Consider the following 21,371-nt stretch of genomic DNA (forward strand, 5'->3'; position numbering starts at 1 on the left):
ATTCACTCAAGATCCTGTACCTTACCAAGATTGTTTTTTGCAGCCTGTTTTCATTCACAGAGTGACCTGTGCTGCTTCATTTTTTGAGTTAAAGTCATGTCACAAGCTAGCATCAAGTTCATTGCCACCGATATGGATGGCACCTTGCTTGACCAATATGGTCGTTTAGATCCTGAATTCTTTGATCTGTTCTTACAGCTCGAAGAGAAGGGCATTTTGTTCTCGGCAGCATCAGGTCGTCAGTACTACAGTTTGCGCGATACGTTTGCGCCGATCCAAGATCGCATGATTTATGTGGCGGAAAATGGCACCTTGGTTATGTACCAAGACAAAGAGCTCTACAGCTGTACCATTCCAAAATCGGAAATTGATGAAATTATAAAAGCGGCTCGTGCAGTAGAAGGTACCCACTTAGTATTGTGTGGTAAGCGTTCGGCTTACATCGAAACCAAAGATCCTAAAGCCTTAGAAGAGTTCCAGAAGTACTACCACCGCTGTGAATATGTGCCTGACTTGTTAGAAGTGGAAGATGAGTTCATCAAGGTCGCAATTTGTCACTTTGGTGGCTCAGAAGAGTTGGTTTATCCAACCATGAAAGCAAGGTTTGATGATACGCATCAGGTTGTGGTGAGTGCGAAGATTTGGTTGGATGTGATGAACGCAGAAGCGTCAAAAGGCTCGGCAATTAAGCACCTTCAAGAGACTATGGGCTTTGGACCTGAAGAGACGATGACATTTGGCGACTACTTAAATGATCTCGAAATGCTACAAGTGAGCGAGCACTCATATGCAATGGAAAACGCGCATGAAGCAGTGAAGAAAATCGCCCGTTTCTCAGCACCAAGCAACCGCGACTCTGGAGTGATGAAAGTGATCAGAGAGAAAGTGCTTTAATCGCTTTTTTGCTCATCATGTGAACATAAAAGCCCCGCCATGTGATGAGCGGGGCTTTTGTTCATTTGAAACTTAGTGAGTCTAAACGTAGAGGCAAATTAGCGTACGTACTTAGCCGTTGCGCTAACAAGCCAATGTTGCAGTTTACCATTAGGGTTTTCTACCCACAGGTCGTTATGGTAGCGGTAGATGCGGCCATTCACGGTTAGAGTAAGCGTATTCTCACCCGTTTGTTCCATGCGAATAAACTGGTCAGAAGTTACCAAAAATGGCTCTAGGTCTTCTGTATTTGCACCCTTGTACACTAGGAAGTAACCAAACATGTTACCGGCGTCAGGGTCAGTAGAGTGAATGCGGTGCCCAACCAGGGTGTAATCGTCGTTGAGTGCTTCTTCGAGGGTTTGTGCACCTACAGTTTCGTGAGATGGGATGAACACCCAAGCCAACACACCTATTGCGATCACTAGCAGTAATAGCACTGCTCGCATGAAGTTTTTCATCATGGTTATCCGTTTATCGTTGGAATTTCATTTTGTACATGCGCTTATCCGCTAAATTGATCAGGAAGTCAATGTTGTCGCCGTCATTAGGGTAGCTTGCTGCACCTAAGCTGGTTGAAAGCGTTTGCGGTTCATAAGACACCATTATTGGTCGCTCAAAAACGGCGTGAATGCGATGTTCTGCATCTTTGATTTCACACTCCTCATTCGACTCAATAATGACAGCGAATTCGTCTCCGCCCATTCGGTACGTTGAGAACTGATGTAACTCCATTAGTTTCAATCTATTCGCCACCTCTTTTAACGCAATATCGCCCGCTTGATGGCCTTTGGTATCGTTGATGGTTTTGAAGCCATTGAGATCAAGCAGAAGCAATGAAAATGGCAGCTTGGCGCTCTCAAGACGGCGTAGCTCGAAAAACATCGCACTGCGGTTAGGGAGGGCAGTTAAACTATCACTTAATGCCATCTTCTTGTGGTATTTGGATTCACTTTGATAGAAGTACGCCAGAAGGGCTACGGTCATAACGAATATCGTTAACAGAACGTATTGTGCAAACATTAGCTGTTTAGCTTGATTTTGCTGTTTTTGATAGAGGGGGCTAGCAACCCTAAAATTTTGAGTTACATAGTCAATCATTTCTAAATATAGGTTTTGTGCACCTCGGTAAAATTGGTTCGCCGCTATACTGCTGCCAGTTTTTGCTTCAACAAGTGTTGGTTCTAGTTTTTGGAAGCGGGTAAACAACCCAGAGAAATAGCGTCTGACTTCATGTCTAGAGAGAAAGGAGTCAGCCTCACGGTTGTTTATCAATAAGTCAAAACGGCTCCAAGCAAGCTCATATTGCAACTCTGCACCATCAATATTCATGACGCTTTCGTTGAGTCTTCTTGCTTCACTGACAAGTTCTGATAGTTCTTTAGATAAATGAAATAGGAACCAAGTAGCTTGGTTTTGTTGATCGGAGTATGAGCGAGCTAGATCCCGAGTTTGCTTAAACAAAGCGAGATTTGCCAGTAGTAAAGTCGTGGCAACCGCGATGAGCAAGACTTTACTTCTCAATGAAAAAGGTCCCGTTTTCGGGGGAGATATATCTGAATTCATTATTTTTCTTCTATTTTCACACTATTAAGTTGCCATACCATTTGTGAATGGTAGTGGCTAACATCGATCTCAGGAAAACGAGAGATAGGATAAATTAACCAAAATGGTCCTTTATCTCTTATCTTTATGTATTTCTTGTCTTTTTTATAGGCGACGATAGGTTCGTAACGCAGAATATCTTCACGATTTATATTGGCATGATAGTCATTTAAAGCTCGTAATTCGACACGCTTTGGGACCTCTCCGAATGCTTGTCGAAGAAGCGTACTGAGAGTTACTCCCTCAAACACCGCCGGACTATCTAACCAAGGTAATTCGGTAACATAGGAGGTAATAGGCAGTGTTTCTATATCTTCGAGTGCAATAACGAGGTTGGTTTTTTCCGGACTGCTAAACTGTATTGTGTTCGCGAAAAGTGTCGGCGCAAACAAAAACAAAGTGAGTGCTACTATTTTTCTCATCTTGTGCCCTTTTGAGTTGTTCCCCTAGTCTCAGCTAGCGCATTAATCGCTATCTAAAGCTATGGTTATATATTTATTAATAATAGAGCCAACTTGATGATTTTATATAATATGTTTTGAGTGAAAAGTAACCGCTGGTGAAATATACGTCAAGGTTAATAACACAGTTAACACTGCAACAAGTGGGTGAATGCATTATTTAGCTCATTTTGTGTGCATTTCGCTTCAGCTTGTCTAACTTTCGTGACACTTTCAGCCAATTAAGAGAGGGAATATGTTTGATTGGTACTATAAAGTTATCCTCAATTACACCAACTTTAGTGGCAGAGCGAGACGCCAAGAGTATTGGTACTTTACGTTAGTCAATGTGCTGATCAATTTGGTGATGGGCATCATTGATCGAGTCATTGGCAGCGTGATGCAAATGGACAATTTTGGCTTCTTCGGTGTGATTTATGCGCTGTTTATTATGATTCCTTCGATTGCGGTTACTGTGCGTCGCTTGCACGATTCAGGAAGAACAGGTTGGTGGGCTCTGATAGCCTTTGTGCCAGTTATCGGTATTTTGGTGCTGTTGTACTTCTTGATTCAAGACAGTGAAGAGGGCTCGAACCAATACGGTGTGAGCCCTAAATATCAGTCGTGATAATGACAACCGTGATGGTTTGAATCGAGTGGATTTAAATGCCTGAGCCCACTTGGAAATACACTGCGTTATCCTCATCACTGAAGGCGAAATCCATGCCTGCTTGCAAGCCATAACGACGAGCGATGAGGTAACGAAAGCCCACACCATACGCATACTCTGCATCGTTCTCAAACAGCGATGTATTCGTTGAGGCGTACCCAAAACCACCAAACACATTCGTCGACCAACGGGGACTCCATTGGTAAGTCAGCTGAGACTCTACTGATAGGGTTTCATCACCTTGATAGCGATTTCTTGCTACGCCACGCAGCTCGATATCAGGGTAAGACGCCGGTGGCAGAAAGCGCTCGTCAGTATAAAGCGACTTGTATTGTCCGCGCAGAGCCAGCGACCAATCATCGGCTAATTCCCAGTAATTGATGCCCTCTACGTCCAGTTGTTCGTATTCGTAATCACTACCAATGGCGTCGTTGTACCATAAGAACTCGGCTTTGTAGTTGTAGCCTTGAGTGGGACTAAAGAAGTTGTTTCGGTTGTCCCACTCCAGTGTTAGTCCGAGCCCTGAAATGGTCGGAGCGGTATTGGTCAGGGTTTGCAACAGCTTATCGGCCACTGGTGAGTTAGTGATTTTTTGGTCGGTGACGAAATAGAGCTGTTTCACACCAACAAACAGCGGCGCATCAATAATGCGGTATTGAAGATGGTTGAGCATGCCGCCGCCAGTAATCTCGAAATCTAATCCCTCACCATTGAATACGCCGTCTAAGCCCGGCAGCGCGGACTGCGGGTAGAAGGTCATGTTGAAGTCGCCATAACCGATGCCACCAAGGTAACGAACCGTGTCTTGTGCCCAAGTGCGGCGATGGCCAGCAAACCCCATCCAAGTGCCGTTTTCGGTTGCGAAGCCACCCACAGCGGTAATAGCAGGAGTCAAAAGTTGGGCGCCACCATCGAGTGATGTTTCCGCCAGTTTGCGTCTTTTCTCTCGTTGCTCATCGGATTCATGCAAAAACACGCCAGTGAACCCCAAACCATAGCCGACAGCAGGTTCGGTAATTACGATCGGGACGGGAAGAAAACCGTAGGCGTTTTCAGCAAGGTATTCACCCATATCCAATTGCCCATCAATGGGATCGAAAAAGCTGATCGCCTCGGCAATAGGAGAGGTCGTTAACAACCCGAAATAAGTCGAGGTTAGCAGGACTGACGTTGGTTTTTTCATAAAGTGCTAGCGTTAATTGAATGATGTTCAATTACAAGTTAGACGTCATTTCGATAAATTGCAATGGGACTTGTGTAAAGGGAAAGTGAGTGTTTTTAAAACACAAAAAGCCACCCAATAAATAGGTGGCTTTGTATAGAGAGGATTATTAAACCGTTTGGTTTCCTGTACTCACTCGTTGGCTTAACGAGCCTAAATCAGGTGTTAAGCAAACAGGTACTTCGCGTGGAAGTTCAAGTGATCAGCGATAAAGCTAGAGATAAAGAAGTAGCTGTGGTCGTAACCCGGCTGCATGCGCAGTTCGACTTCTGAATCGTGGGCTTTTGCTGCCGCCAGTAACGCATCAGGCTTCAATTGCTCAGCAAGGAAGTTATCAGCATCGCCTTGGTCGACTAGGATAGGTAATGGTGATTTTGCTTGCTTAAGTAACTCGCTCGCGTCGTATTGTTTCCAGCTTTCGATATCAGTGCCTAGGTAAGCGGTAAACGCTTTTTGGCCCCAAGGGCATTGCATTGGGTTACTGATTGGGCTGAATGCTGAAATTGAACGGTACTGATCTGAATTTTTCAGACCAATGGTGATCGCACCGTGACCACCCATGCTGTGACCCGAAATCGACTTCACGTCAGAGACTGGGAAGTTACTTTCGATGATCGCTGGCAGTTCTTGGGTGATGTAGTCGTACATGTGGTAGTGATGCGACCATGGCTCTTGAGTAGCGTTTAGGTAGAAACCCGCACCTTTACCCAAATCGTAGTTCTCGTCGTCTGCAACGTCGTCACCACGTGGGCTGGTATCCGGTGCCACAATGGCGATACCTAGCTCAGCCGCCATGCGAAACGCACCGGCTTTCTGCATGAAGTTCTCATCGGTACACGTCAAGCCAGACAACCAGTAAACCACAGGCACTGGGTTTGATTTGGTTGCATTTGGTGGCAAGAAGATCGCGAAGCGCATGTTGCAGTTCAAAGCGCGAGATTCGTGTGTGTACTGTTTATGCCAACCACCGAATACTTTGGCTTGGCTTAGGCTTTCAATGGTCATGAATAATCTCTCGATAAAACAATGATTTTTAACGGCGGACAAGACCGTTAAAGACAGCGGATGGCTCTCTTCTCAAAGGAGAACGTATCCAGTGAGAAGAGCGCCTATTTCAAATTTTCAAATATCAGTCACATTACGTGAGCTGCTATCTTGGATTACTTATCCATGTGAAGAACAGTACGGATAGATTCACCTTTGTGCATCAATTCGAACGCTTCGTTCACGTCTTGCAGACCCATAGTGTGCGTGATGAATTCTTGTAGACCGAACTCACCAGCCATGTAACGGTTCACGATTTCTGGAAGCTCAGAGCGGCCTTTAACACCACCGAAAGCAGAACCACGCCATACGCGACCAGTTACTAGTTGGAATGGACGAGTTGAGATCTCTTGACCTGCACCAGCAACACCAATGATTACTGATTCCCCCCAACCTTTGTGACAACACTCAAGTGCTTGACGCATCACGTTTACGTTACCGATACATTCGAATGAGTAGTCAACACCACCGTCTGTCATCTCAACGATAACGTCTTGGATTGGCTTGTCGAATTTCATTGGGTTGATGCAATCAGTAGCACCAAGTTGTTTCGCTAGGTCGAATTTGCTTTCGTTGATGTCTACACCGATGATGCGGCTTGCGCCAGCCATACGAGCACCGATGATTGCAGAAAGACCGATACCGCCTAGACCGAATACAGCAACTGTGTCGCCTTTTTCAACTTTAGCTGTGTTTAGTACCGCACCCATACCGGTTGTTACGCCACAACCTAGAAGACAAACTTCTTCAAGTGGTGCTTCTTTGTTTACTTTTGCTAGTGAGATTTCTGGAAGTACAGTGTACTCAGAGAAAGTAGAACAACCCATGTAGTGGAAGATTGTCTCACCGTTTACAGAGAAGCGGCTTGTGCCGTCTGGCATTAGGCCTTTACCTTGAGTTTCACGAACTGCCTGACATAGGTTTGTTTTGCCAGATTTACAGAACTTACACTCGCCACATTCTGCTGTGTAAAGCGGAATTACGTGGTCGCCAACTTCAACGCTTGTTACGCCTTCGCCAACCATTTCAACGATACCGCCGCCTTCGTGGCCAAGGATTGAAGGGAAGATACCTTCTGGATCGTCACCTGATAGAGTGAACGCGTCAGTGTGACAAACACCAGTAGCAACGATGCGCACAAGTACTTCGCCAGCTTTAGGAAGTTGTACATCAACTTCTTCCATTTTTAGTGGCTCGCCTGCAGCCCATGCAACCATTGCCTTTGATTTAATGTGAGTTTGACCTGGTTTGATTTCAAGTGCCATTGGATGTTTCCTTTATATTCTCAGTATATGGAGTGACGCCATAAGCGTAGTTGAGGTTTGTTCACTGCGCTGCGTCGTTTTGTTGGTGCCCATTTTAGGTGTTTCACAAAAAATGATAATCCGGCTAAATTGAAAATGATTTTTACGCATGCGTAATAATCAATGTAATAACGTGATTGTTAGTGCGAGTGAGATTAAGAAGCACGAGAAAAATTATATTGGGGGTTTGACCTTAAGTACGGTTGAGGGTTTAGTGTACCTGTCATTGCAAAATACTGAATTAGGATTGGTATGAACCAAACACATTTACAGGCTTACTTAGATAAAATGGGCGTCACCCAATCACTGGATGTCAGCAGTGATACCTTGTTACTGCTGCATAATGCTCAGCATCGTCGTTTGCCTTTTGAGAACTTTGATATTGCGCTTGGGCGCGGCATTTCTATTTCAGAGCAAGAGATTATCGACAAATTGATTTATCAAGAACGCGGAGGCTACTGCTTTGAGTTGAATGCGCTGTTGTTGAAGGTGTTGCAGAGCATCGGTTTTGATGCACGACCGTTATTGGGGCGCGTTCATTTGTCTGGCACGCCATCGGGCAGAACTCATCAGTTCACTTTGGTTACTATGGGAGAAGATAAGTGGATCGTTGATGTAGGGTTCGGTTCGAACACGCCACGTGCACCGCTGCCATTTGTACTAAATCAAGCCATTCATACTGACCTACAAACGTTCCGTTTTGTCGAACATGAGTTGGTCGGCTACATGTTGCAAGTTCAATCCTATGACGACGCGGAACAATGGATTGATTTATACAGCTTAGACTTTGAACACGTATTCGATGGAGACATCGTGTGTGGCAATCATTACACCTCCACATCGCCTAACTCACATTTTACTTCCAGCCGAGTGGCAGCGCTGGCGACAGATAGCGGAATCATTACTTTGCTCAACTACAGTTTAAAGTACCGAGCAAATGGTGAAGTGGTTGAAATTGAGTTAGAAGCCGGACAAACGTATCTATCTGCGCTCAAAACCCACTTTGGTATCGATCTTGATGCTGATTACTCATCTTTAAAACCATTGAAAGAGTCGTAATTGTGGACGAATCGCACTCTAATTGAGACTTCAAACATCGCGTTAGCTCCAATTTCCTTACTTAGTGGCTCAAAAATGTAAAGCACAGCTCAGTCTGTGCTTTTTTATTTGCGCTGCCTCTCGGTAAGGCACAAATCAAAAGTTTACCTTTAACTATGCGAAATAAATGAGGTAAATCATGCGCTTTGAATACTTGCTTGATGATGAAGTCACCCAAGAACTCGATGCTAAGTTAAGAGCTTTGCTGTCCACTTGCTTCACCAAGGAGCAAGACAAAATCTTTCAAACCCAACGCTATTTTAATGAAATGCCTCGCCACCGCTACCTACTTTGGGATGGCGATAGACTTGCCGCCCATGTTGCTGTGCATGAAAAGCAAGTCATGATTGATGACCAATCCTTTCCTATTTGTGGTATTGCTGAAGTCTGCGTCGATCCGGGTTCACGGGGGCAGGGGCTAGTAAAAATATTGCTTGAGGCTGTTCATAAGGACGCCTTAGAAAGAGGCGATGCGTTTTCAGTTCTGTTTGGTCTCACCTCGGTTTATCAATCCAGTGGTTATCAGCCCATCAATAACTTGAAGATGGAAGTTACCGCGAATCATTGGGTCTGTACTGATGAGACCATGGTATGCTCTCTCAAAATCATTTGGCCACAACAGACAGTTCATTTAGTCGGCTATCCTTTTTAAACAGGTTTTCTCCACATTTCAGTTTGTGTGAGAATACACAATAAGTAGAATTCCATAGGATCAAAACCATGGCGAATTGGGAAGGCGTCAGCGAGTTTGTCGCCGTCGCAGAAACCAACAGCTTCACAGGCGCAGCCAATAAGCTGAAAACATCGGTCGCACAAATCAGCCGTCGTGTATCAGCACTGGAAGAGCGTCTTGCTGTGAAATTGCTTCACCGTACTACGCGTAAAGTGTCGCTAACTGAAGCGGGGCAGCTTTATTATCAACAGTGTAAGCATCTTGTCGAAGGCTTAGAGCTAGCAGAGTTAGCGGTAACGCAGATGCAGGCAGAACCGAAAGGTCTGCTTAAAGTCACTGCACCTGTGACCTATGGAGAAATGAATCTTGCTCCCTTGCTGCACCAATTTTTAGAAAAGTACCCGCAAGTGAATTTGGATTTGAATCTGACTAACCAAAAGTTAGATTTGATTGAGCAAGGCGTCGATGTGGCGATTCGTCTGGGACGTTTGCAAGATTCAAGTTTGATCGCCAAGCGACTATCATCGCGTCAGCTGTATGTGTGTGCCAGCCCCGCTTACTTAGAGCGATCTGGTGAGCCGCATACCTTGTCTGAACTGAGTCATCACCAATGCTTGGTGGGTACCGCTGACTATTGGCACTTCAAAGAGCAGAAGCGTGAGAAGTCTCTTCGTGTTTCTGGTCGTATTAAGTGCAACAGTGGTTTTGCTTTGGTTGATGCGGCAAAGCGTGGTTTGGGCTTGGTACAGTTGCCGGACTACTATGTACAAGAAGCGTTAGACAATGGCGAGCTGGTGGAAGTGTTAACCGATTACCGAGACGATCGCGAAGGTATTTGGGCGCTGTATCCGCAAAACCGAAACCTGTCGCCAAAAGTACGCTTACTGATTGATTTCTTAGCTGAAAATATGAGCTGAGTGATGAACTCAGTCCATTGAAAAAAGCCAAGTTTTCATGTAGCAACTTGGCTTTATTTTTTTGTGGCAAGTGGAAGTTACTGCTCGTTTAATTCCGCATCTTCGCGTTTGATGACCTTGTGGCCATCTTCTGATACGCCTTGTTTCCAGTAACTGCTGAGGTAAAGGTTTTCACGTTCCACTTCTTTTTCGTTACGGAAGTATTGGCGTAGCGCGCGCATTGAGTCGAACTCACAAGCACACCACACTGCTGCTTCACCTGTTTTCCATTCTAGTGCGCGGACTTTATCTTCGAGTGATTGCTCGGTGACCCAATGGATTTCCATACCTGCTGGTGCTTCGAGAGTTTGGATATCCGCTTCAGAAATCACGCTGATCACGGCATAGCCTTTTGCGTCTTCCGGCAGAGTGCGAATCTTCGCTGATAGCGCTGGCAACGCCGTCATGTCCGCAGCCATAAAGAACCAATTCGCTTCAGTGTTTAGGTTCGAAATGCTGCCAGGACCGGCGATATTGATGGTGTCGCCTTCTTTTGCAGACATTGCCCAACGCGCGGCAAAGCCACATTGTAGGTCTTTGGTAATGTGACGCACGAAATCGACCTCAATCGTGCACGCTTGTGGATCGAAGCGACGAATGGTGTAAGTACGCATAACCGGACGGTTCTCTTCAGAAAAGCCTTGAATGTCCGTGCCACCAGTTTCGTTGAACAGCAGCTTGATGTAGCTGCCTTCACAATCTTGTGGGAAGTTGCCTAGTGCCTCACCTTGCAGGGTAATGCGCTGCATGTTCGGTGTTACCGCTTGTGTGTTGATGACAACGAGGCTTTTTGGTTGTGGTTTCTTTTTCATTTTAATTCACATTTCACTACGTTTGATAACTATTCTCTTTCTCATCTAAGATTAACAGCATCTCAACAAGGCAGATAGTGTCTTTATCTAAATTTACACTCTGATCTGAGAATCGGCGATTTAATTTCGGTACGCCTCGCTCAAATGAACACTTCGTCGTCCAGCTTTATAAGATAGTGGTGGGAGAATAAAAAAGGGCACCGAAGTGCCCTTGATAGAAGAATGGAGCTTGTTTACTGTGTTTGCTCTAACAAATGTGTCTTCAGGAATCGATCCATCGCTTGGTAACCATCAAGACGATTTTCAAGAGAGCGGAAGCCATGACCTTCGTTCTCTTTGACGATGTACTCCACCTCAACACCGCGGTCGCGCAGAGCATTAACGATCTGATCAGATTCACTCTTCACTACGCGTGGGTCTTTCGCACCTTGTAGAACCAATAGAGGAGCTTTGATTTGGTCGACATGGAACACTGGTGAGTAGGCTTTCATCATCTTCGCATCTTCAGGATCTTCTGGGTTACCCACTTGCTCATGCAGCATAGCTAGGAAAGGTGCCCAGTATGGTGGAATAGAATCCATGAAGGTGAACAGGTTAGAAACGCCAACATAGTCGATACCACATTTGTATAGGTCTGGTGTGAACGTCACACCAGCCAATGTGGCGTAACCACCATATGATGCACCGTAGATACAGACTTCACCATCTCGTGCGTAGCCTTGGTCAATCGTCCACTTAACACCATCAGTGATGTCATCTTGCATTGATTGACCCCATTGCTTAAATGACTTCTCCCAGAATTCACGGCCGTAACCGGTTGAACCACGGAAGTTCATTTGTAGGACGGCGATACCACGGTTTGCAAACAACTGAACTTCAGGTTGGAAGCCCCAGTGATCACGAGCCCAAGGACCACCATGCGGCAGTACAAGCAGTGGTAAGTCTTTTGCCTCACGACCCTTTGGCAGCGTTAAGTAACCGTGAATGGTTTCGCCATCACGAGCGGTGTAAGTGATTGGCTTCATCTGTGCCATGTGTTCTGGTTTATGCCAAGGAGCATTTGCTGCCAGTTTCTCGAGCGTATCCGTATTACGATCGTAGTAATAGTAATTTGGACGGTCGACATCGCTGTAGGTTACAACGATCATTTTACTTTCATCTCGAGTTGAGTTGTTTACTGAGATTTCAACCCCAGGTAACTTCTCTTGTAGACGCTCAAAAGTCTCTTCATAGCTCTTATCTAGGAAATGATACTGACGCTTGTCCGTTACATAAGAGATCGTCGTGAGCTTGTTAAGTGCATTGGAGTAACTCGCATTAGTGACGTCTACTTCTGGATGAGAGAAGATCTCGCGTACTTCTTTATTTGCCTTCACATCGTATTCGATGATCGCAGACTTATCGCGTGTGATGCGCGAGGCGACATATAGATTCTTGTTGTCGGGTGTGAAGGAAATCGGTGAGAAGCTTTCTTTGAAAGTGAGGTTCTTCAATGGACGGAACTCTTCATCCACGCTATCACGGTACAGTACTGCAGTATTGACACCGTCAGAGGTTGAAATGACACGGATATTACCATCGTGGTCGGTACCCCAGTAACGGACATTACCTGGGTTTTGCGCCACCAGTGTATTCTCGCCAGTTTTTAAATTATGGCGGTAAACATCGAACACTTGCGGGTTACGTTCGTTAGTCGTGATAAGAATGTCGTCTGGCTGGCTTTCTAAAGTGTCAATGACATAAGCCACAACGCCAGATGTTGGTGTGATGGTTTTCTCTTCACCTGTTTTAACATTCACCGTGACGAGGTAGAAGTTCTCATCACCGCCAGTATCGCGTGAGTAAATTACGGTGTCATCACCAACCCAATAGTAGTAAGCGATGTCACGACCAGTGATTGACGTAATGCGTTTAACATCCTCTGGCTTGCCTACAGGATGTACAAAGACGTTTTTACGGTCTTGCCATGGTTTCATCATTGAAATGTAATCACCAGCTGGAGAGATTTGGTAGCTAGAGACTTCAGCATTACGGAAGAAGTAATCTACAGGATATTCCGGTGGGATAACTTCGGCAGTCGTAGTGGTCGAAGTTTGGCTACAACCCGCGAGTAGTAGGCCAAAAGCGGTAGCAAGAATAAGCTTGCGAGTACGCATTGTATAACGCTCCTTGTGTGACGGACCAGTCAGCATCGTGCTTGTCGGTCAGAGTGAATCGATAGTCGCTATTAAAGAATGAAAGCGACAAAGCAGTGAAAGAGAAGCCAAAATCGAATATATCGATAGGGTTTATGTTTGAGGGTTTTTAATATTCTTGTCACTGCTGTTGCTACTATGACCCAATCTATCCATGGAAGTGGCGATTATTTGTACTTACCGAACAAAGGACTAGCCAAAACTTGGTATCAATCACATTTATCCGTGCTTTTTATCATTTATATCATTGGGATAGTCGATAAAAGCAAAAGCGCAGCCATGCCATAGTTGAAGCCTTTTACCCGTTTTGGTGTGGTGAGCCAGCGTTGAAGTTGGATACCAGCGGCGGTCCAAAAAGTCACAGAAGGTAGGTTTGCTAAGCAGAAGATGCCAGCGATGAAAGCCAGTTCTAGCCAAGATCCACCGCTGCTGTATACGGTGATGGCGGTAAGTGCCATTGACCAACCTTTCGGATTCACCCATTGGAATGCAACTGCACCTAAAAAGCTCATTGGGCGGTAATCATCTTTGACTTCTGTTTTGCTGCTGGTGGCAATTTTGTAAGTGAGGTACACCAAGTATGTCAGGCTCAAAACCTTAAGAATCTTATGGGTGATCGGATACGTGTGAAACAAGCTCATAAGACCAATGCCAACCAAAATCAGCATCGCACCAAAGCCCAGAGTGATACCTAACATGTGTGGGATAGTGCGCTTAAAGCCGACGTTTGCGCCAGAAGTCATAAGCATGATGTTGTTTGGCCCCGGAGTGAAAGTCGAGACAAACGCAAACAGTGCCAGCGCACCAAGTTGATGGTATTCCATAGTGTGTTCCTGCATTTTTGTATTGCCTGCGTGCACCCAGGCGAAAGATGGTTGTCTTGACTAGTCGAGAACAATGATAGGTAGAAGTGACATCAATTTTGTGCTTTTATTTGATGAAAATACGTAAGATAAACAACAAAAGGTCATCATGGATAGATTTGACGAAAGAATATTGCAAGCACTGAAATCAGACGGAAGAATCTCCAATGTGGAGCTGTCTGAGCGAGTTGGATTATCGCCATCCGCGACTTTGCGTCGTGTGCAAGATTTGGAGCGTAAGGGCGTGATCAAAGGCTATCGGGCGGTGTTGGATAATCAGCAAATGGGTGTCGGTTTTGTTGCTTATGTGTCGATTGGTCTAGCTTCTCACTCTAAACAGGCACAGCTTGGTTTTGAAGACCACGTGCGCTTTGTTGACGAGGTAGTGGAGTGCCACAACATCACTGGTGCCAACGAGTACTTATTAAGGGTCGAAACCCAAGATCTTGCGGCATACAAAACCTTTCATGCTGATGTGTTGGGAGAATGCGAACACGTCAAAGCCATCACAACCATGGTGGTGATGGACACGCCAAAAGATGAGCGTTAGTTCTAAAGCCTACGATTTTGTAGCACGCCAATTTTGAAGTGACTCGAAAGAGTCAGTCGAGTGTGAGTAAAGTCCACATAAAATGCTGGAAAGCAGTCGTCAATCTGACAATTCCAGCATTTATTCTCACCTTCTAAATAATCGCATCCTGCTAATTTTTCTAAGTCGCTGCCCGGTCCGTGAGCAGTGAGTCAGAAATTTTAAGGATGAATGATGAAATCATACGTAACCCTTCCTCTTGCAAGCTTGGGCGCAATTGTTGCTTTAAGCTCTTTTAACGTTAGTGCCCATGGTTGGGTCGAGTTTCCAAGCGCACGCCAAAACACCTGTTATTTAGACGGTGGATTTTGGACCAATGAAATTCCAAACCAAGCTTGTCAGGCGGCTTATGACGAATCGGGTGCATACCCATTTGTGCAGCGCAGTGAAATTGCCGCGAATGTGCCAAATTACCGCGATATGGCCCATGTAAAAGCTATCGTACGTGATGGCGAGTTGTGCTCAGCGGGTGATGCTGCTAAGAAAGGTTTGAATATCCCATCGCCAAACTGGCAGCGTACTAATGTAACGCTAGATACCAATAACCAAATTGAGATGGTGTTCTTTGGTAAAGCGCCACATAACCCGTCTTATTGGGAGTTCTATCTTTCTAAACCCACTTATGATGATACGCAGCCACTGACTTGGGACGATTTAGAACTGATCGATACTGCTGGTGACGTGTATGTAGATGCTGAGAAGCGCTACCGCATGCAGGTAACTTTCCCTGCAGACCGCTCGGGTGATGCGATTCTTTACACTCGTTGGCAACGTATCGATGTGGCAGGTGAAGGCTTCTACAACTGTAGTGACATTACCTTAAACGGCAATGGCACCATACCACCAACTGACCCAGTTGACCCTACCGATCCCGCAAACAACCTGACTTCTCTTGGCTACTTTGTGGCACAAGGTTTTGGTCCAGTAGAGTCGGGTGATACGGTGCGTTTCCGCACCTTCAATGCAACAGGTAGCGAGATCGTCGATCTGTCACTGCCAATCAGTACTAACAACACCACGACGTGGGCTGCAGAGCTAGCGGATCAATTTAACTCACAACAAACCGGTGATTGGTATGTAGGTATTTGGCATGAAGCGATGAAGCACTACATGTTCGATAGCAGTAATATCTACGCAAACCAAGTACTGGCTCCGAATGCCAACTTTAGCTATGCGTTATCATTGATTAAAGGTGATACCCAACCACCGGTTGATCCAACCAACTTGTGGAACAAAGATGCGGTGTACAACCAAGGCGATGTCGTGACGCACAGCGGCCGTGAATGGACTGCGCAGTGGTGGACAACTGGTGAAGAGCCAGGAACCACAGGAGAATGGGGCGTTTGGCGTTAGTCATGAGCCGCTCTATATAAACAAAACCCTTCTCTGGTGAGAAGGGTTTCTTGTTTTAGCCGACGGAGCTATTTTGGGACCAAGGTTGCCAATTCATCGTGGCATGATCTGCCAATTTGAGCATGGGGATATCTTCATGGGTATCACCATAAGCGTAGATAGCTTGATGTTGGCTCAAGTCAAAAGCCGCTTTAACACGTTCTACCTTTCTTTCCAGACTGCAATCTCTACTGTGATAGAGGCCAGTAATGCGTTCGCTACCACTGAGTAACTCACTGCAAAGTAAGTGATAACCATGAGTATCACACCAAGGTTTTAAGTAGGCGTTAAGTGAAGCAGAAACGACTACGATAGTATCACCTTGAGTATGATGCCAATCTAGTTTGGCTCTGGCTTCGGGGCGAATGTGTTGAACGATCACTTCTCGTGCAAACCGCGCTCCTAATGTTTTCACGTCGTCGGTTTTTCGTCCCGAAAAGGCGATAAAACTGGCGATTGGGCGCATTCGTTTCGCAGGGAGGAGCCCGGATTTGTATAGTGCATAAAATGGCGAGATTAAGATGTTGCCCAGCCATTTGCGTGGACCAGAAACCGAGTAGTGAAGGAACAGGCTAAACATATCCTCATCGGTGATGGTGCCATCAAAATCAAACAGTGCTAAAGCGGGCTTCCGAGAATCTGACAATCTGTTTCCTTAGAGTTTAATGTGCATGTCCGTGGGAGAAGTTTATCACCATCACGCCCGCTGCGATAAGCGCCATGCCAATCCAAAGGCTGGTGTCCATATGCTGACGGTACACCAATTGAGAAATTAAGGTCACCGACACAATAGCCAACCCGGCCCACAGTGCGTGAACAATACCCACAGGCATACCGCCTTTCATTGCTTGTGCTAAACAGACGAATGCTGCCAAGTGACCAAGTAAAACAAGTGTTGCAGGCAGTGGTTTACTGAAACCGTCAGTGGCTTTGAGTGCAACATGTGAAAGGGCTTCTGCGCCCACGCCTAAAAGTAAGAAAAACCAGCTCATTGTTATCATTCGTCTTCGGTTGTTGTGGAGTGCGGCTAGTATATTGGTGTTAAATGAAATGATAATCCCGTCGACTATCAAATTACTTTTACTCATTTGTAATAATTGGCATTACATACGCTTACAACTCAATATGAGCTCAGCAGATACACTCTCGTCCGGCTTTAATTCGTTATAGGGTAGAAATGGATGCGAAAACTGCTGTTCTCCATTATATGTGCGTTGGGTTTGATCGGTTGTGATGACGATGGTTTTACCACAGAGAGACTCGACGACTTTCAAGACCCTAGAGCAGAATACGAAATTCAATCGGTGGATTTTCTTGCGACTGCAATTACCGATGCGATTAGCCTTGATGTTCGAGGTTGGGAAGTTGAAAATCTATCGAGAAAAATTACATTTACGATTGATCAGATTACGACCAATATTCTCTGGTCTTTCAATGCGAGAGATCTTGTCCATTTAGGGCAGCTAGCTCCAGAGGTTGGCGATACGTTAACGGCTCCCATAATGGGCTATCAACTGATGCGTATTTCCCCTGACGCCTTCGTTGTATCGACAAGTCATCAAGTGGCACATTTGCAATACTCGGCAAATATCCTGGAGTCTAGGAAAGGGATTAGTGAGTACTATCTGAGTGAATCCGATACTGATATCGCTTTAGCCGTTTACCCTGAAGGGATTTCTCTGGAGATTTTTGGTGAACTCTACCGGGCGCATTACTTCAAAGAGAGTGATTCTTACCAACTTCGTTTTGAAAGCAAGGAAGTTGACGGAAAAAGTCAGCTTGAACAAATTTCCATTGAGCTAAATGGGGATGCTGTACGACTTGAGAAAGGGAGCAGCGCTTATGATGGATGGCAGAGTCATGATGTTATCTCTCACCGCGAACTATTTGAATACAACCGCAAACAGAACACCCTCTCAATCCAATAGTTTTTTATGAATTATTGAAGTCATGGTCAGATCTATTTCTGGGTAACAGTTGGGAGACTCGCTCAGAGGCCATGACTTCAATTTCTTTTGCGCTTCACCTAGACCCTTTATTGCGCACATGGGGAAAGTTAGGGTTTCTTTCCCCCGTTTTTCTTAACCTGTTCCTCGGAATAACACGGAAGTCGAAAGTTTAGCGGTAGAAAACCGCCAGCCAAATCGTTTCTTGCTCGGGATCAGTCCAACTCACGCGATGCTTGGTATGTGCAGGAATGTTGACGTGATCGCCCGCCTCTAAACGTTTTACAGAACCATCTTCATAAGTCAGTTCACCCGCGCCTTGCAGAACCAATACCCATTCATGTTCTTCTTGATCGTACCATTCACCCTTTGGCGTGGTTTGCCCTTTTGAGACAATACGCTCGATGCGCAGTTGTTTATGTGTGAGTAAATCTTCGAACACTTCTTCACTCAGATCACTGGGCAGGTCTTTAAACAGATTCATAGCGCTTCCTAAATAACGATCAGTCCAAATGGTGCGAGCAGTTGTTCTTGCTGCCAGTCACAGATCTTAACACCGTATAAAGAGACGCGGCGAATGTCCAAGCCTTCTAAATCGACGTGGGTAAGATCGCTCTCCTCTATATTAAAGCTGCCCCATTGTTCTCGACTGAATTCTCCTCTCGATAAGTCAGAGCCTTTAAAGCTTGCGCCCATCAGATTGGCGCCGTTCCATCGGTTCTCAAACAGGTCGCATTTCTCGATTATTGCATGCTCAAAGTTGGTGTAAGCCAAGTTACAGCCCGTAATGTAAGCGATACAAAAGAACACAGTGTTGCTGACACGATTAGCGAAGTTAGCACTTTGAAAGTTTGCGCCTTTCAAATCACACTTACGCAGTTCGATGCCGACGCAGTCTGCACCATTGAACTGAGACATGGCCAACATACAGTTGCTGAAACTTGCATCTTTGAGTTTGGCATAGCGGAAACTGCAGCCTTCTATGTCGCTCGATTGGATAAAGCGACAATCAATAAACTTTGCATCACTGAGATCGGCATGGTCGAAATTGCACTGATAAAAGCGGCAGTTTTCAAAGGTGGCGTTTTGCAAATCTTGGTGAGAAAAGTCTTCGTGTTCGAAAGTGAGATTGGTCTTAATCATGGCTTTTTATCTTTTCTTTGTTCGTTGGAAGCAGACTACCACTCTAAGTGACTGATTTTCCAGAAATATAACTTGTTGTATTTCAATGCCTTACAAAGGCCGAAAATCGCCAATTTAAGCGGTCAAACTGGCTTTTTGAGGGCGGTGTTTTTTGAAAATAATCCGAGCATATCGAGAAAATAGTTTTGTTGAATACAGAGGCGTACATAGGAGGGGGAATGAGAACTGCGACGCACTCTTCTCACACGCACAGTTTGCATTACAGAATTGTGTCCTATTTGCATAATTTGTTGATCGGTATGGCGATTTTGTATGCGAAAAAGTGATATTTTTTACAAATTGATTTCCATCAAAAAAGTAGGGTTTCTATGTGCTAGATTGCGCGCAGCTCAAGAATATAAAAACTATTAAGCCCTACAAAAGGAAATAACAATGAAAAAAACAATCTGCAGTCTAGCAGTGGTTGCTGCGCTAGTATCACCTCAAGTTTTAGCTCACAAAGAAGGTGATTTTGTATTACGTGTCGGTGCGGCTTCAGTTGTGCCAAATGACAGCAGTGACAAGATCTTAGGTTCTCAAGAAGAGCTTAAAGTGGATTCCAACACTCAGCTCGGTTTGACGTTTGGTTACATGTTTACTGACAACATCAGCTTAGAGGTGCTTGCAGCAACTCCATTTAGTCACGACATTTCAACAGACCTTCTTGGCTTGGGTGATATTGCAGATACTAAACACCTACCACCAACCGTAATGGTTCAGTACTACTTTGGCGACGCACAAAGCAAGTTCCGCCCATACGTGGGTGCCGGTCTGAACTACACCATCTTCTTCGATGAAGGCTTTAACGGTAAAGCGAAAGATGTAGGCCTTACAGATCTAAAACTGGATGACTCGTTTGGTCTAGCGGCTAACGTGGGTGTCGATTACATGATTGATGACAAGTGGTTTGTAAACGCTTCTGCCTGGTATGCAAATATTGAAACTGAAGCGACGTACAAGTTTGGTGGTGCAGCACAAAAAACTGATGTGAAGATCAACCCTTGGGTATTCATGATCAGTGGCGGTTACAAGTTCTAAGAGAAAGCAGTAGTAAAAGAGCAATAAGATTATTGGCATGACTTTTAGGGGCAGTTGCGGGGATTGCCCCTCTTTTTTTATGTCATTTTCTTGCGCAACATTTCCTTCCTATTTTCTCTCATTCGACCAATCTTCCTGTTTGTAAATGTATCGCTTAAAAAATGAATTTTCTGTTAATTCTCGATTGTTGAGAAAAGCGAAAATTTACTATAGCTAGGTTTTGAACTTGTTCTGATAAATTCGATTGCAAGTGCTCGGTTAAATATTAATCGAATACGGGAATAAAAATTACAAAATGAAGCTAAGGATTAGCTGACTAAGGAAAATTGCTCGTGAAGCGTGGAATTTTTACACGAGTATTTTTCGGTTTTGCTGTCTTTAGCTGAGAAAAATATCTTTATTTTTCAATCGATAGACAGGAAGAACTTAAAATGAAAGGAACCACACTCATTGCAGTATTTGCTTCGGCAGTTTCACTGTTCTCATACAGTGAGAAAATAAGTGCGGCAGAGAAATTTATTACTATCGGCACCGGTGGTCAAACGGGCGTTTATTACGTCGCTGGACAGTCGATCTGCCGTTTCGTAAACCGTGGTGCTGCAGACCACAGCATTAAATGTAATGCACCAGCCAGTGGTGGTGGCGTGGCAAACGTCAATGGTTTGCGCAGTGGCGAGTATAACTTCGGCATCATGCAGTCAGACCACCAATACAAAGCCCTAGAAGGTGTGGCTCCTTTCCAAAATAACCAACCAATGACGGATATTCGTGCCGTTTTCTCACTACAAAGTGAAGTGTTCACGATTCTTGCGCGTAAAGACGCAGGCATCATCAATTTCGACGATTTGAAAGGCAAGCGCGTCAACATCGGTAACCCTGGTTCTGGTCAACGCGATACATTTGAACAAGTGATGCAAGCAAAAGGCTGGTCGCAAGATGTATTCAGTTTGGTGTCCGACTTAAAACCAGCAGAACAAGCTTCTGCAATGAGTGACAACAACATCGATGCAATGAGCTACTTTGTTGGTCACCCAAACGGCGCGATTCAAGAAGCCTCGACCACAACGGATGCGGTGTTAGTGCCAGTGACTGGTCCGGAAATCGACAAGCTACTTGCCGAGCGTGCTTACTTCACCAAAGCAACCATTCCGGGCGGAATGTACCGTGGTAACCCTAACGATACGCAATCTATCGGCGGCAAAGCGGTGCTCTCAACCACAGCAGAGACGGATCCTGAGTTGGTGTACCAACTGACGAAATCTGTGTTCGACAACCTAGACCGCTTCAAGCGTCTGCACCCAGCATTTAAAGACCTGAAAGAATCAGAAATGATTGAAGTGGGTCTGTCTGCACCACTGCATGAAGGTGCGGTGCGCTACTACAAAGAGCGCGGCTGGTTGTAATTCTTA

At 45.2% G+C, this 21,371-nt stretch carries 23 protein-coding genes; 10 read left to right on the forward strand and 13 right to left on the reverse strand.

Annotated features, from left to right (window positions below):
• Nucleotides 1-96 precede the first annotated feature (96 nt).
• Nucleotides 97-894, forward strand: coding sequence for a Cof-type HAD-IIB family hydrolase (locus KIV41_RS19000; RefSeq protein ID WP_038887037.1), 798 nt, complete (start codon nucleotides 97-99; stop codon nucleotides 892-894).
• A 98-nt stretch (nucleotides 895-992) separates the two neighbouring features.
• Here KIV41_RS19000 and KIV41_RS19005 read toward each other — a convergent pair whose 3' ends face one another.
• Genes KIV41_RS19005 through KIV41_RS19015 form a run of 3 tightly spaced genes read right to left on the reverse strand, consistent with a single transcriptional unit; the run spans nucleotide 993 to nucleotide 2,960 of the window.
• On the reverse strand, nucleotides 993-1,397 hold the full coding sequence (locus KIV41_RS19005; RefSeq protein ID WP_285337448.1) for a hypothetical protein: 405 nt from the start codon (nucleotides 1,395-1,397) through the stop codon (nucleotides 993-995).
• A 10-nt stretch (nucleotides 1,398-1,407) separates the two neighbouring features.
• Nucleotides 1,408-2,499 carry a GGDEF domain-containing protein gene (locus KIV41_RS19010; protein ID WP_285337449.1) on the reverse strand — a complete coding sequence of 364 codons (1,092 nt, stop codon included), beginning with the start codon at nucleotides 2,497-2,499 and terminating at the stop codon, nucleotides 1,408-1,410.
• Nucleotides 2,499-2,960, reverse strand: a complete 462-nt coding sequence (locus KIV41_RS19015; RefSeq protein WP_038887042.1) for an oxidoreductase — start codon at nucleotides 2,958-2,960, stop codon at nucleotides 2,499-2,501. Before KIV41_RS19015 ends, KIV41_RS19010 begins: the two co-directional genes overlap by 1 nt.
• Before the next feature lie 274 nt (nucleotides 2,961-3,234).
• Between KIV41_RS19015 and KIV41_RS19020 the strand changes: the two genes are divergently transcribed.
• Entirely contained in the window at nucleotides 3,235-3,606 is a 372-nt protein-coding gene (locus KIV41_RS19020) for a DUF805 domain-containing protein (protein ID WP_285337450.1), read from the forward strand.
• A 34-nt stretch (nucleotides 3,607-3,640) separates the two neighbouring features.
• On the opposite strand, the gene KIV41_RS19025 is transcribed toward KIV41_RS19020, so the two are convergent.
• The 3 genes from KIV41_RS19025 to KIV41_RS19035 all read right to left on the reverse strand — a co-directional run bounded on the left by KIV41_RS19025 (nucleotide 3,641) and on the right by KIV41_RS19035 (nucleotide 7,179).
• Entirely contained in the window at nucleotides 3,641-4,831 is a 1,191-nt protein-coding gene (locus tag KIV41_RS19025; RefSeq protein ID WP_285337452.1) for a BamA/TamA family outer membrane protein, read from the reverse strand.
• A 204-nt stretch (nucleotides 4,832-5,035) separates the two neighbouring features.
• Nucleotides 5,036-5,875 (reverse strand): S-formylglutathione hydrolase, encoded by an 840-nt coding sequence (gene fghA / locus KIV41_RS19030; protein WP_285337454.1) that lies wholly within the window; start codon nucleotides 5,873-5,875, stop codon nucleotides 5,036-5,038.
• A gap of 155 nt (nucleotides 5,876-6,030) precedes the next feature.
• Nucleotides 6,031-7,179, reverse strand: coding sequence for an S-(hydroxymethyl)glutathione dehydrogenase/class III alcohol dehydrogenase (locus KIV41_RS19035; protein ID WP_285337455.1), 1,149 nt, complete (start codon nucleotides 7,177-7,179; stop codon nucleotides 6,031-6,033).
• A 291-nt stretch (nucleotides 7,180-7,470) separates the two neighbouring features.
• Between KIV41_RS19035 and KIV41_RS19040 the strand changes: the two genes are divergently transcribed.
• The 3 genes from KIV41_RS19040 to KIV41_RS19050 all read left to right on the forward strand — a co-directional run bounded on the left by KIV41_RS19040 (nucleotide 7,471) and on the right by KIV41_RS19050 (nucleotide 9,906).
• Entirely contained in the window at nucleotides 7,471-8,277 is an 807-nt protein-coding gene (locus tag KIV41_RS19040) for an arylamine N-acetyltransferase (RefSeq protein WP_285337456.1), read from the forward strand.
• A gap of 178 nt (nucleotides 8,278-8,455) precedes the next feature.
• Nucleotides 8,456-8,968, forward strand: coding sequence for a GNAT family N-acetyltransferase (locus KIV41_RS19045; protein ID WP_252042208.1), 513 nt, complete (start codon nucleotides 8,456-8,458; stop codon nucleotides 8,966-8,968).
• 68 nt (nucleotides 8,969-9,036) lie between these two features.
• Nucleotides 9,037-9,906, forward strand: a complete 870-nt coding sequence (locus KIV41_RS19050; RefSeq protein ID WP_010453456.1) for a LysR family transcriptional regulator — start codon at nucleotides 9,037-9,039, stop codon at nucleotides 9,904-9,906.
• Nucleotides 9,907-9,983: 77 nt separating this feature from the next.
• On the opposite strand, the gene KIV41_RS19055 is transcribed toward KIV41_RS19050, so the two are convergent.
• The 3 genes from KIV41_RS19055 to KIV41_RS19065 form a co-directional block, all read right to left on the reverse strand.
• Nucleotides 9,984-10,757: a siderophore-interacting protein gene (locus KIV41_RS19055; RefSeq protein WP_182026150.1), complete on the reverse strand. Its 774-nt coding sequence runs from the start codon at nucleotides 10,755-10,757 to the stop codon at nucleotides 9,984-9,986.
• Nucleotides 10,758-10,990: 233 nt separating this feature from the next.
• Nucleotides 10,991-12,913: a S9 family peptidase gene (locus KIV41_RS19060; RefSeq protein ID WP_252042210.1), complete on the reverse strand. Its 1,923-nt coding sequence runs from the start codon at nucleotides 12,911-12,913 to the stop codon at nucleotides 10,991-10,993.
• Nucleotides 12,914-13,191: 278 nt separating this feature from the next.
• Nucleotides 13,192-13,776 carry a LysE family translocator gene (locus tag KIV41_RS19065; protein ID WP_045392585.1) on the reverse strand — a complete coding sequence of 195 codons (585 nt, stop codon included), beginning with the start codon at nucleotides 13,774-13,776 and terminating at the stop codon, nucleotides 13,192-13,194.
• Nucleotides 13,777-13,924: 148 nt separating this feature from the next.
• Between KIV41_RS19065 and KIV41_RS19070 the strand changes: the two genes are divergently transcribed.
• Together KIV41_RS19070 and KIV41_RS19075 are read left to right on the forward strand one after the other, a co-directional pair.
• Complete coding sequence (locus KIV41_RS19070; protein WP_045392588.1) at nucleotides 13,925-14,365, forward strand: Lrp/AsnC family transcriptional regulator; 441 nt, start codon at nucleotides 13,925-13,927, stop codon at nucleotides 14,363-14,365.
• A gap of 213 nt (nucleotides 14,366-14,578) precedes the next feature.
• The gene (locus KIV41_RS19075; RefSeq protein WP_285337512.1) at nucleotides 14,579-15,757 is read left to right on the forward strand and encodes a lytic polysaccharide monooxygenase; all 1,179 of its coding nucleotides are present in this window, start codon (nucleotides 14,579-14,581) and stop codon (nucleotides 15,755-15,757) included.
• Between the two features lie 55 nt (nucleotides 15,758-15,812).
• Here KIV41_RS19075 and KIV41_RS19080 read toward each other — a convergent pair whose 3' ends face one another.
• Together KIV41_RS19080 and KIV41_RS19085 are read right to left on the reverse strand one after the other, a co-directional pair.
• Nucleotides 15,813-16,442, reverse strand: coding sequence for an HAD family hydrolase (locus KIV41_RS19080; protein ID WP_010453446.1), 630 nt, complete (start codon nucleotides 16,440-16,442; stop codon nucleotides 15,813-15,815).
• 16 nt (nucleotides 16,443-16,458) lie between these two features.
• Nucleotides 16,459-16,788: a multidrug efflux SMR transporter gene (locus KIV41_RS19085; RefSeq protein WP_005428450.1), complete on the reverse strand. Its 330-nt coding sequence runs from the start codon at nucleotides 16,786-16,788 to the stop codon at nucleotides 16,459-16,461.
• 189 nt (nucleotides 16,789-16,977) lie between these two features.
• On the opposite strand from KIV41_RS19085, the gene KIV41_RS19090 reads away from it, so the two are divergent.
• Complete coding sequence (locus KIV41_RS19090) at nucleotides 16,978-17,724, forward strand: hypothetical protein (RefSeq protein WP_138953951.1); 747 nt, start codon at nucleotides 16,978-16,980, stop codon at nucleotides 17,722-17,724.
• Nucleotides 17,725-17,914: 190 nt separating this feature from the next.
• Here KIV41_RS19090 and KIV41_RS19095 read toward each other — a convergent pair whose 3' ends face one another.
• Entirely contained in the window at nucleotides 17,915-18,226 is a 312-nt protein-coding gene (locus KIV41_RS19095; RefSeq protein ID WP_285337459.1) for a cupin domain-containing protein, read from the reverse strand.
• Nucleotides 18,227-18,234: 8 nt separating this feature from the next.
• Nucleotides 18,235-18,885, reverse strand: coding sequence for a Qnr family pentapeptide repeat protein (locus KIV41_RS19100; RefSeq protein WP_285337460.1), 651 nt, complete (start codon nucleotides 18,883-18,885; stop codon nucleotides 18,235-18,237).
• A 432-nt stretch (nucleotides 18,886-19,317) separates the two neighbouring features.
• Here KIV41_RS19100 and ompW point away from each other — a divergent pair, with 432 nt between their 5' ends.
• Both ompW and KIV41_RS19110 read left to right on the forward strand, forming a co-directional pair.
• Nucleotides 19,318-19,962 (forward strand): outer membrane protein OmpW, encoded by a 645-nt coding sequence (gene ompW / locus KIV41_RS19105; RefSeq protein WP_010453431.1) that lies wholly within the window; start codon nucleotides 19,318-19,320, stop codon nucleotides 19,960-19,962.
• A gap of 431 nt (nucleotides 19,963-20,393) precedes the next feature.
• The gene (locus KIV41_RS19110) at nucleotides 20,394-21,365 is read left to right on the forward strand and encodes a TAXI family TRAP transporter solute-binding subunit (RefSeq protein WP_285337462.1); all 972 of its coding nucleotides are present in this window, start codon (nucleotides 20,394-20,396) and stop codon (nucleotides 21,363-21,365) included.
• The last annotated feature ends 6 nt before the right edge of the window (nucleotides 21,366-21,371 follow it).

This window comes from Vibrio sp. D401a (assembly GCF_030248515.1).
Classification (GTDB): Bacteria; Pseudomonadota; Gammaproteobacteria; order Enterobacterales; family Vibrionaceae; genus Vibrio; species Vibrio rotiferianus.

Excerpts from the sequence above, each read along its gene's own strand:
- KIV41_RS19000 (WP_038887037.1), top strand. The coding sequence starts at position 97 with ATGTCACAAGCTAGCATCAAGTTCATTGCCACCGATATGGATGGCACC.
- KIV41_RS19005 (WP_285337448.1), bottom strand. The coding sequence starts at position 1,397 with ATGATGAAAAACTTCATGCGAGCAGTGCTATTACTGCTAGTGATCGCA.
- KIV41_RS19010 (WP_285337449.1), bottom strand. The coding sequence starts at position 2,499 with ATGAATTCAGATATATCTCCCCCGAAAACGGGACCTTTTTCATTGAGA.
- KIV41_RS19015 (WP_038887042.1), bottom strand. The coding sequence starts at position 2,960 with ATGAGAAAAATAGTAGCACTCACTTTGTTTTTGTTTGCGCCGACACTT.
- KIV41_RS19020 (WP_285337450.1), top strand. The coding sequence starts at position 3,235 with ATGTTTGATTGGTACTATAAAGTTATCCTCAATTACACCAACTTTAGT.
- KIV41_RS19025 (WP_285337452.1), bottom strand. The coding sequence starts at position 4,831 with ATGAAAAAACCAACGTCAGTCCTGCTAACCTCGACTTATTTCGGGTTG.
- fghA (WP_285337454.1), bottom strand. The coding sequence starts at position 5,875 with ATGACCATTGAAAGCCTAAGCCAAGCCAAAGTATTCGGTGGTTGGCAT.
- KIV41_RS19035 (WP_285337455.1), bottom strand. The coding sequence starts at position 7,179 with ATGGCACTTGAAATCAAACCAGGTCAAACTCACATTAAATCAAAGGCA.
- KIV41_RS19040 (WP_285337456.1), top strand. The coding sequence starts at position 7,471 with ATGAACCAAACACATTTACAGGCTTACTTAGATAAAATGGGCGTCACC.
- KIV41_RS19045 (WP_252042208.1), top strand. The coding sequence starts at position 8,456 with ATGCGCTTTGAATACTTGCTTGATGATGAAGTCACCCAAGAACTCGAT.
- KIV41_RS19050 (WP_010453456.1), top strand. The coding sequence starts at position 9,037 with ATGGCGAATTGGGAAGGCGTCAGCGAGTTTGTCGCCGTCGCAGAAACC.
- KIV41_RS19055 (WP_182026150.1), bottom strand. The coding sequence starts at position 10,757 with ATGAAAAAGAAACCACAACCAAAAAGCCTCGTTGTCATCAACACACAA.
- KIV41_RS19060 (WP_252042210.1), bottom strand. The coding sequence starts at position 12,913 with ATGCGTACTCGCAAGCTTATTCTTGCTACCGCTTTTGGCCTACTACTC.
- KIV41_RS19065 (WP_045392585.1), bottom strand. The coding sequence starts at position 13,776 with ATGGAATACCATCAACTTGGTGCGCTGGCACTGTTTGCGTTTGTCTCG.
- KIV41_RS19070 (WP_045392588.1), top strand. The coding sequence starts at position 13,925 with ATGGATAGATTTGACGAAAGAATATTGCAAGCACTGAAATCAGACGGA.
- KIV41_RS19075 (WP_285337512.1), top strand. The coding sequence starts at position 14,579 with ATGAAATCATACGTAACCCTTCCTCTTGCAAGCTTGGGCGCAATTGTT.
- KIV41_RS19085 (WP_005428450.1), bottom strand. The coding sequence starts at position 16,788 with ATGAGCTGGTTTTTCTTACTTTTAGGCGTGGGCGCAGAAGCCCTTTCA.
- KIV41_RS19090 (WP_138953951.1), top strand. The coding sequence starts at position 16,978 with ATGCGAAAACTGCTGTTCTCCATTATATGTGCGTTGGGTTTGATCGGT.
- KIV41_RS19095 (WP_285337459.1), bottom strand. The coding sequence starts at position 18,226 with ATGAATCTGTTTAAAGACCTGCCCAGTGATCTGAGTGAAGAAGTGTTC.
- KIV41_RS19100 (WP_285337460.1), bottom strand. The coding sequence starts at position 18,885 with ATGATTAAGACCAATCTCACTTTCGAACACGAAGACTTTTCTCACCAA.
- ompW (WP_010453431.1), top strand. The coding sequence starts at position 19,318 with ATGAAAAAAACAATCTGCAGTCTAGCAGTGGTTGCTGCGCTAGTATCA.
- KIV41_RS19110 (WP_285337462.1), top strand. The coding sequence starts at position 20,394 with ATGAAAGGAACCACACTCATTGCAGTATTTGCTTCGGCAGTTTCACTG.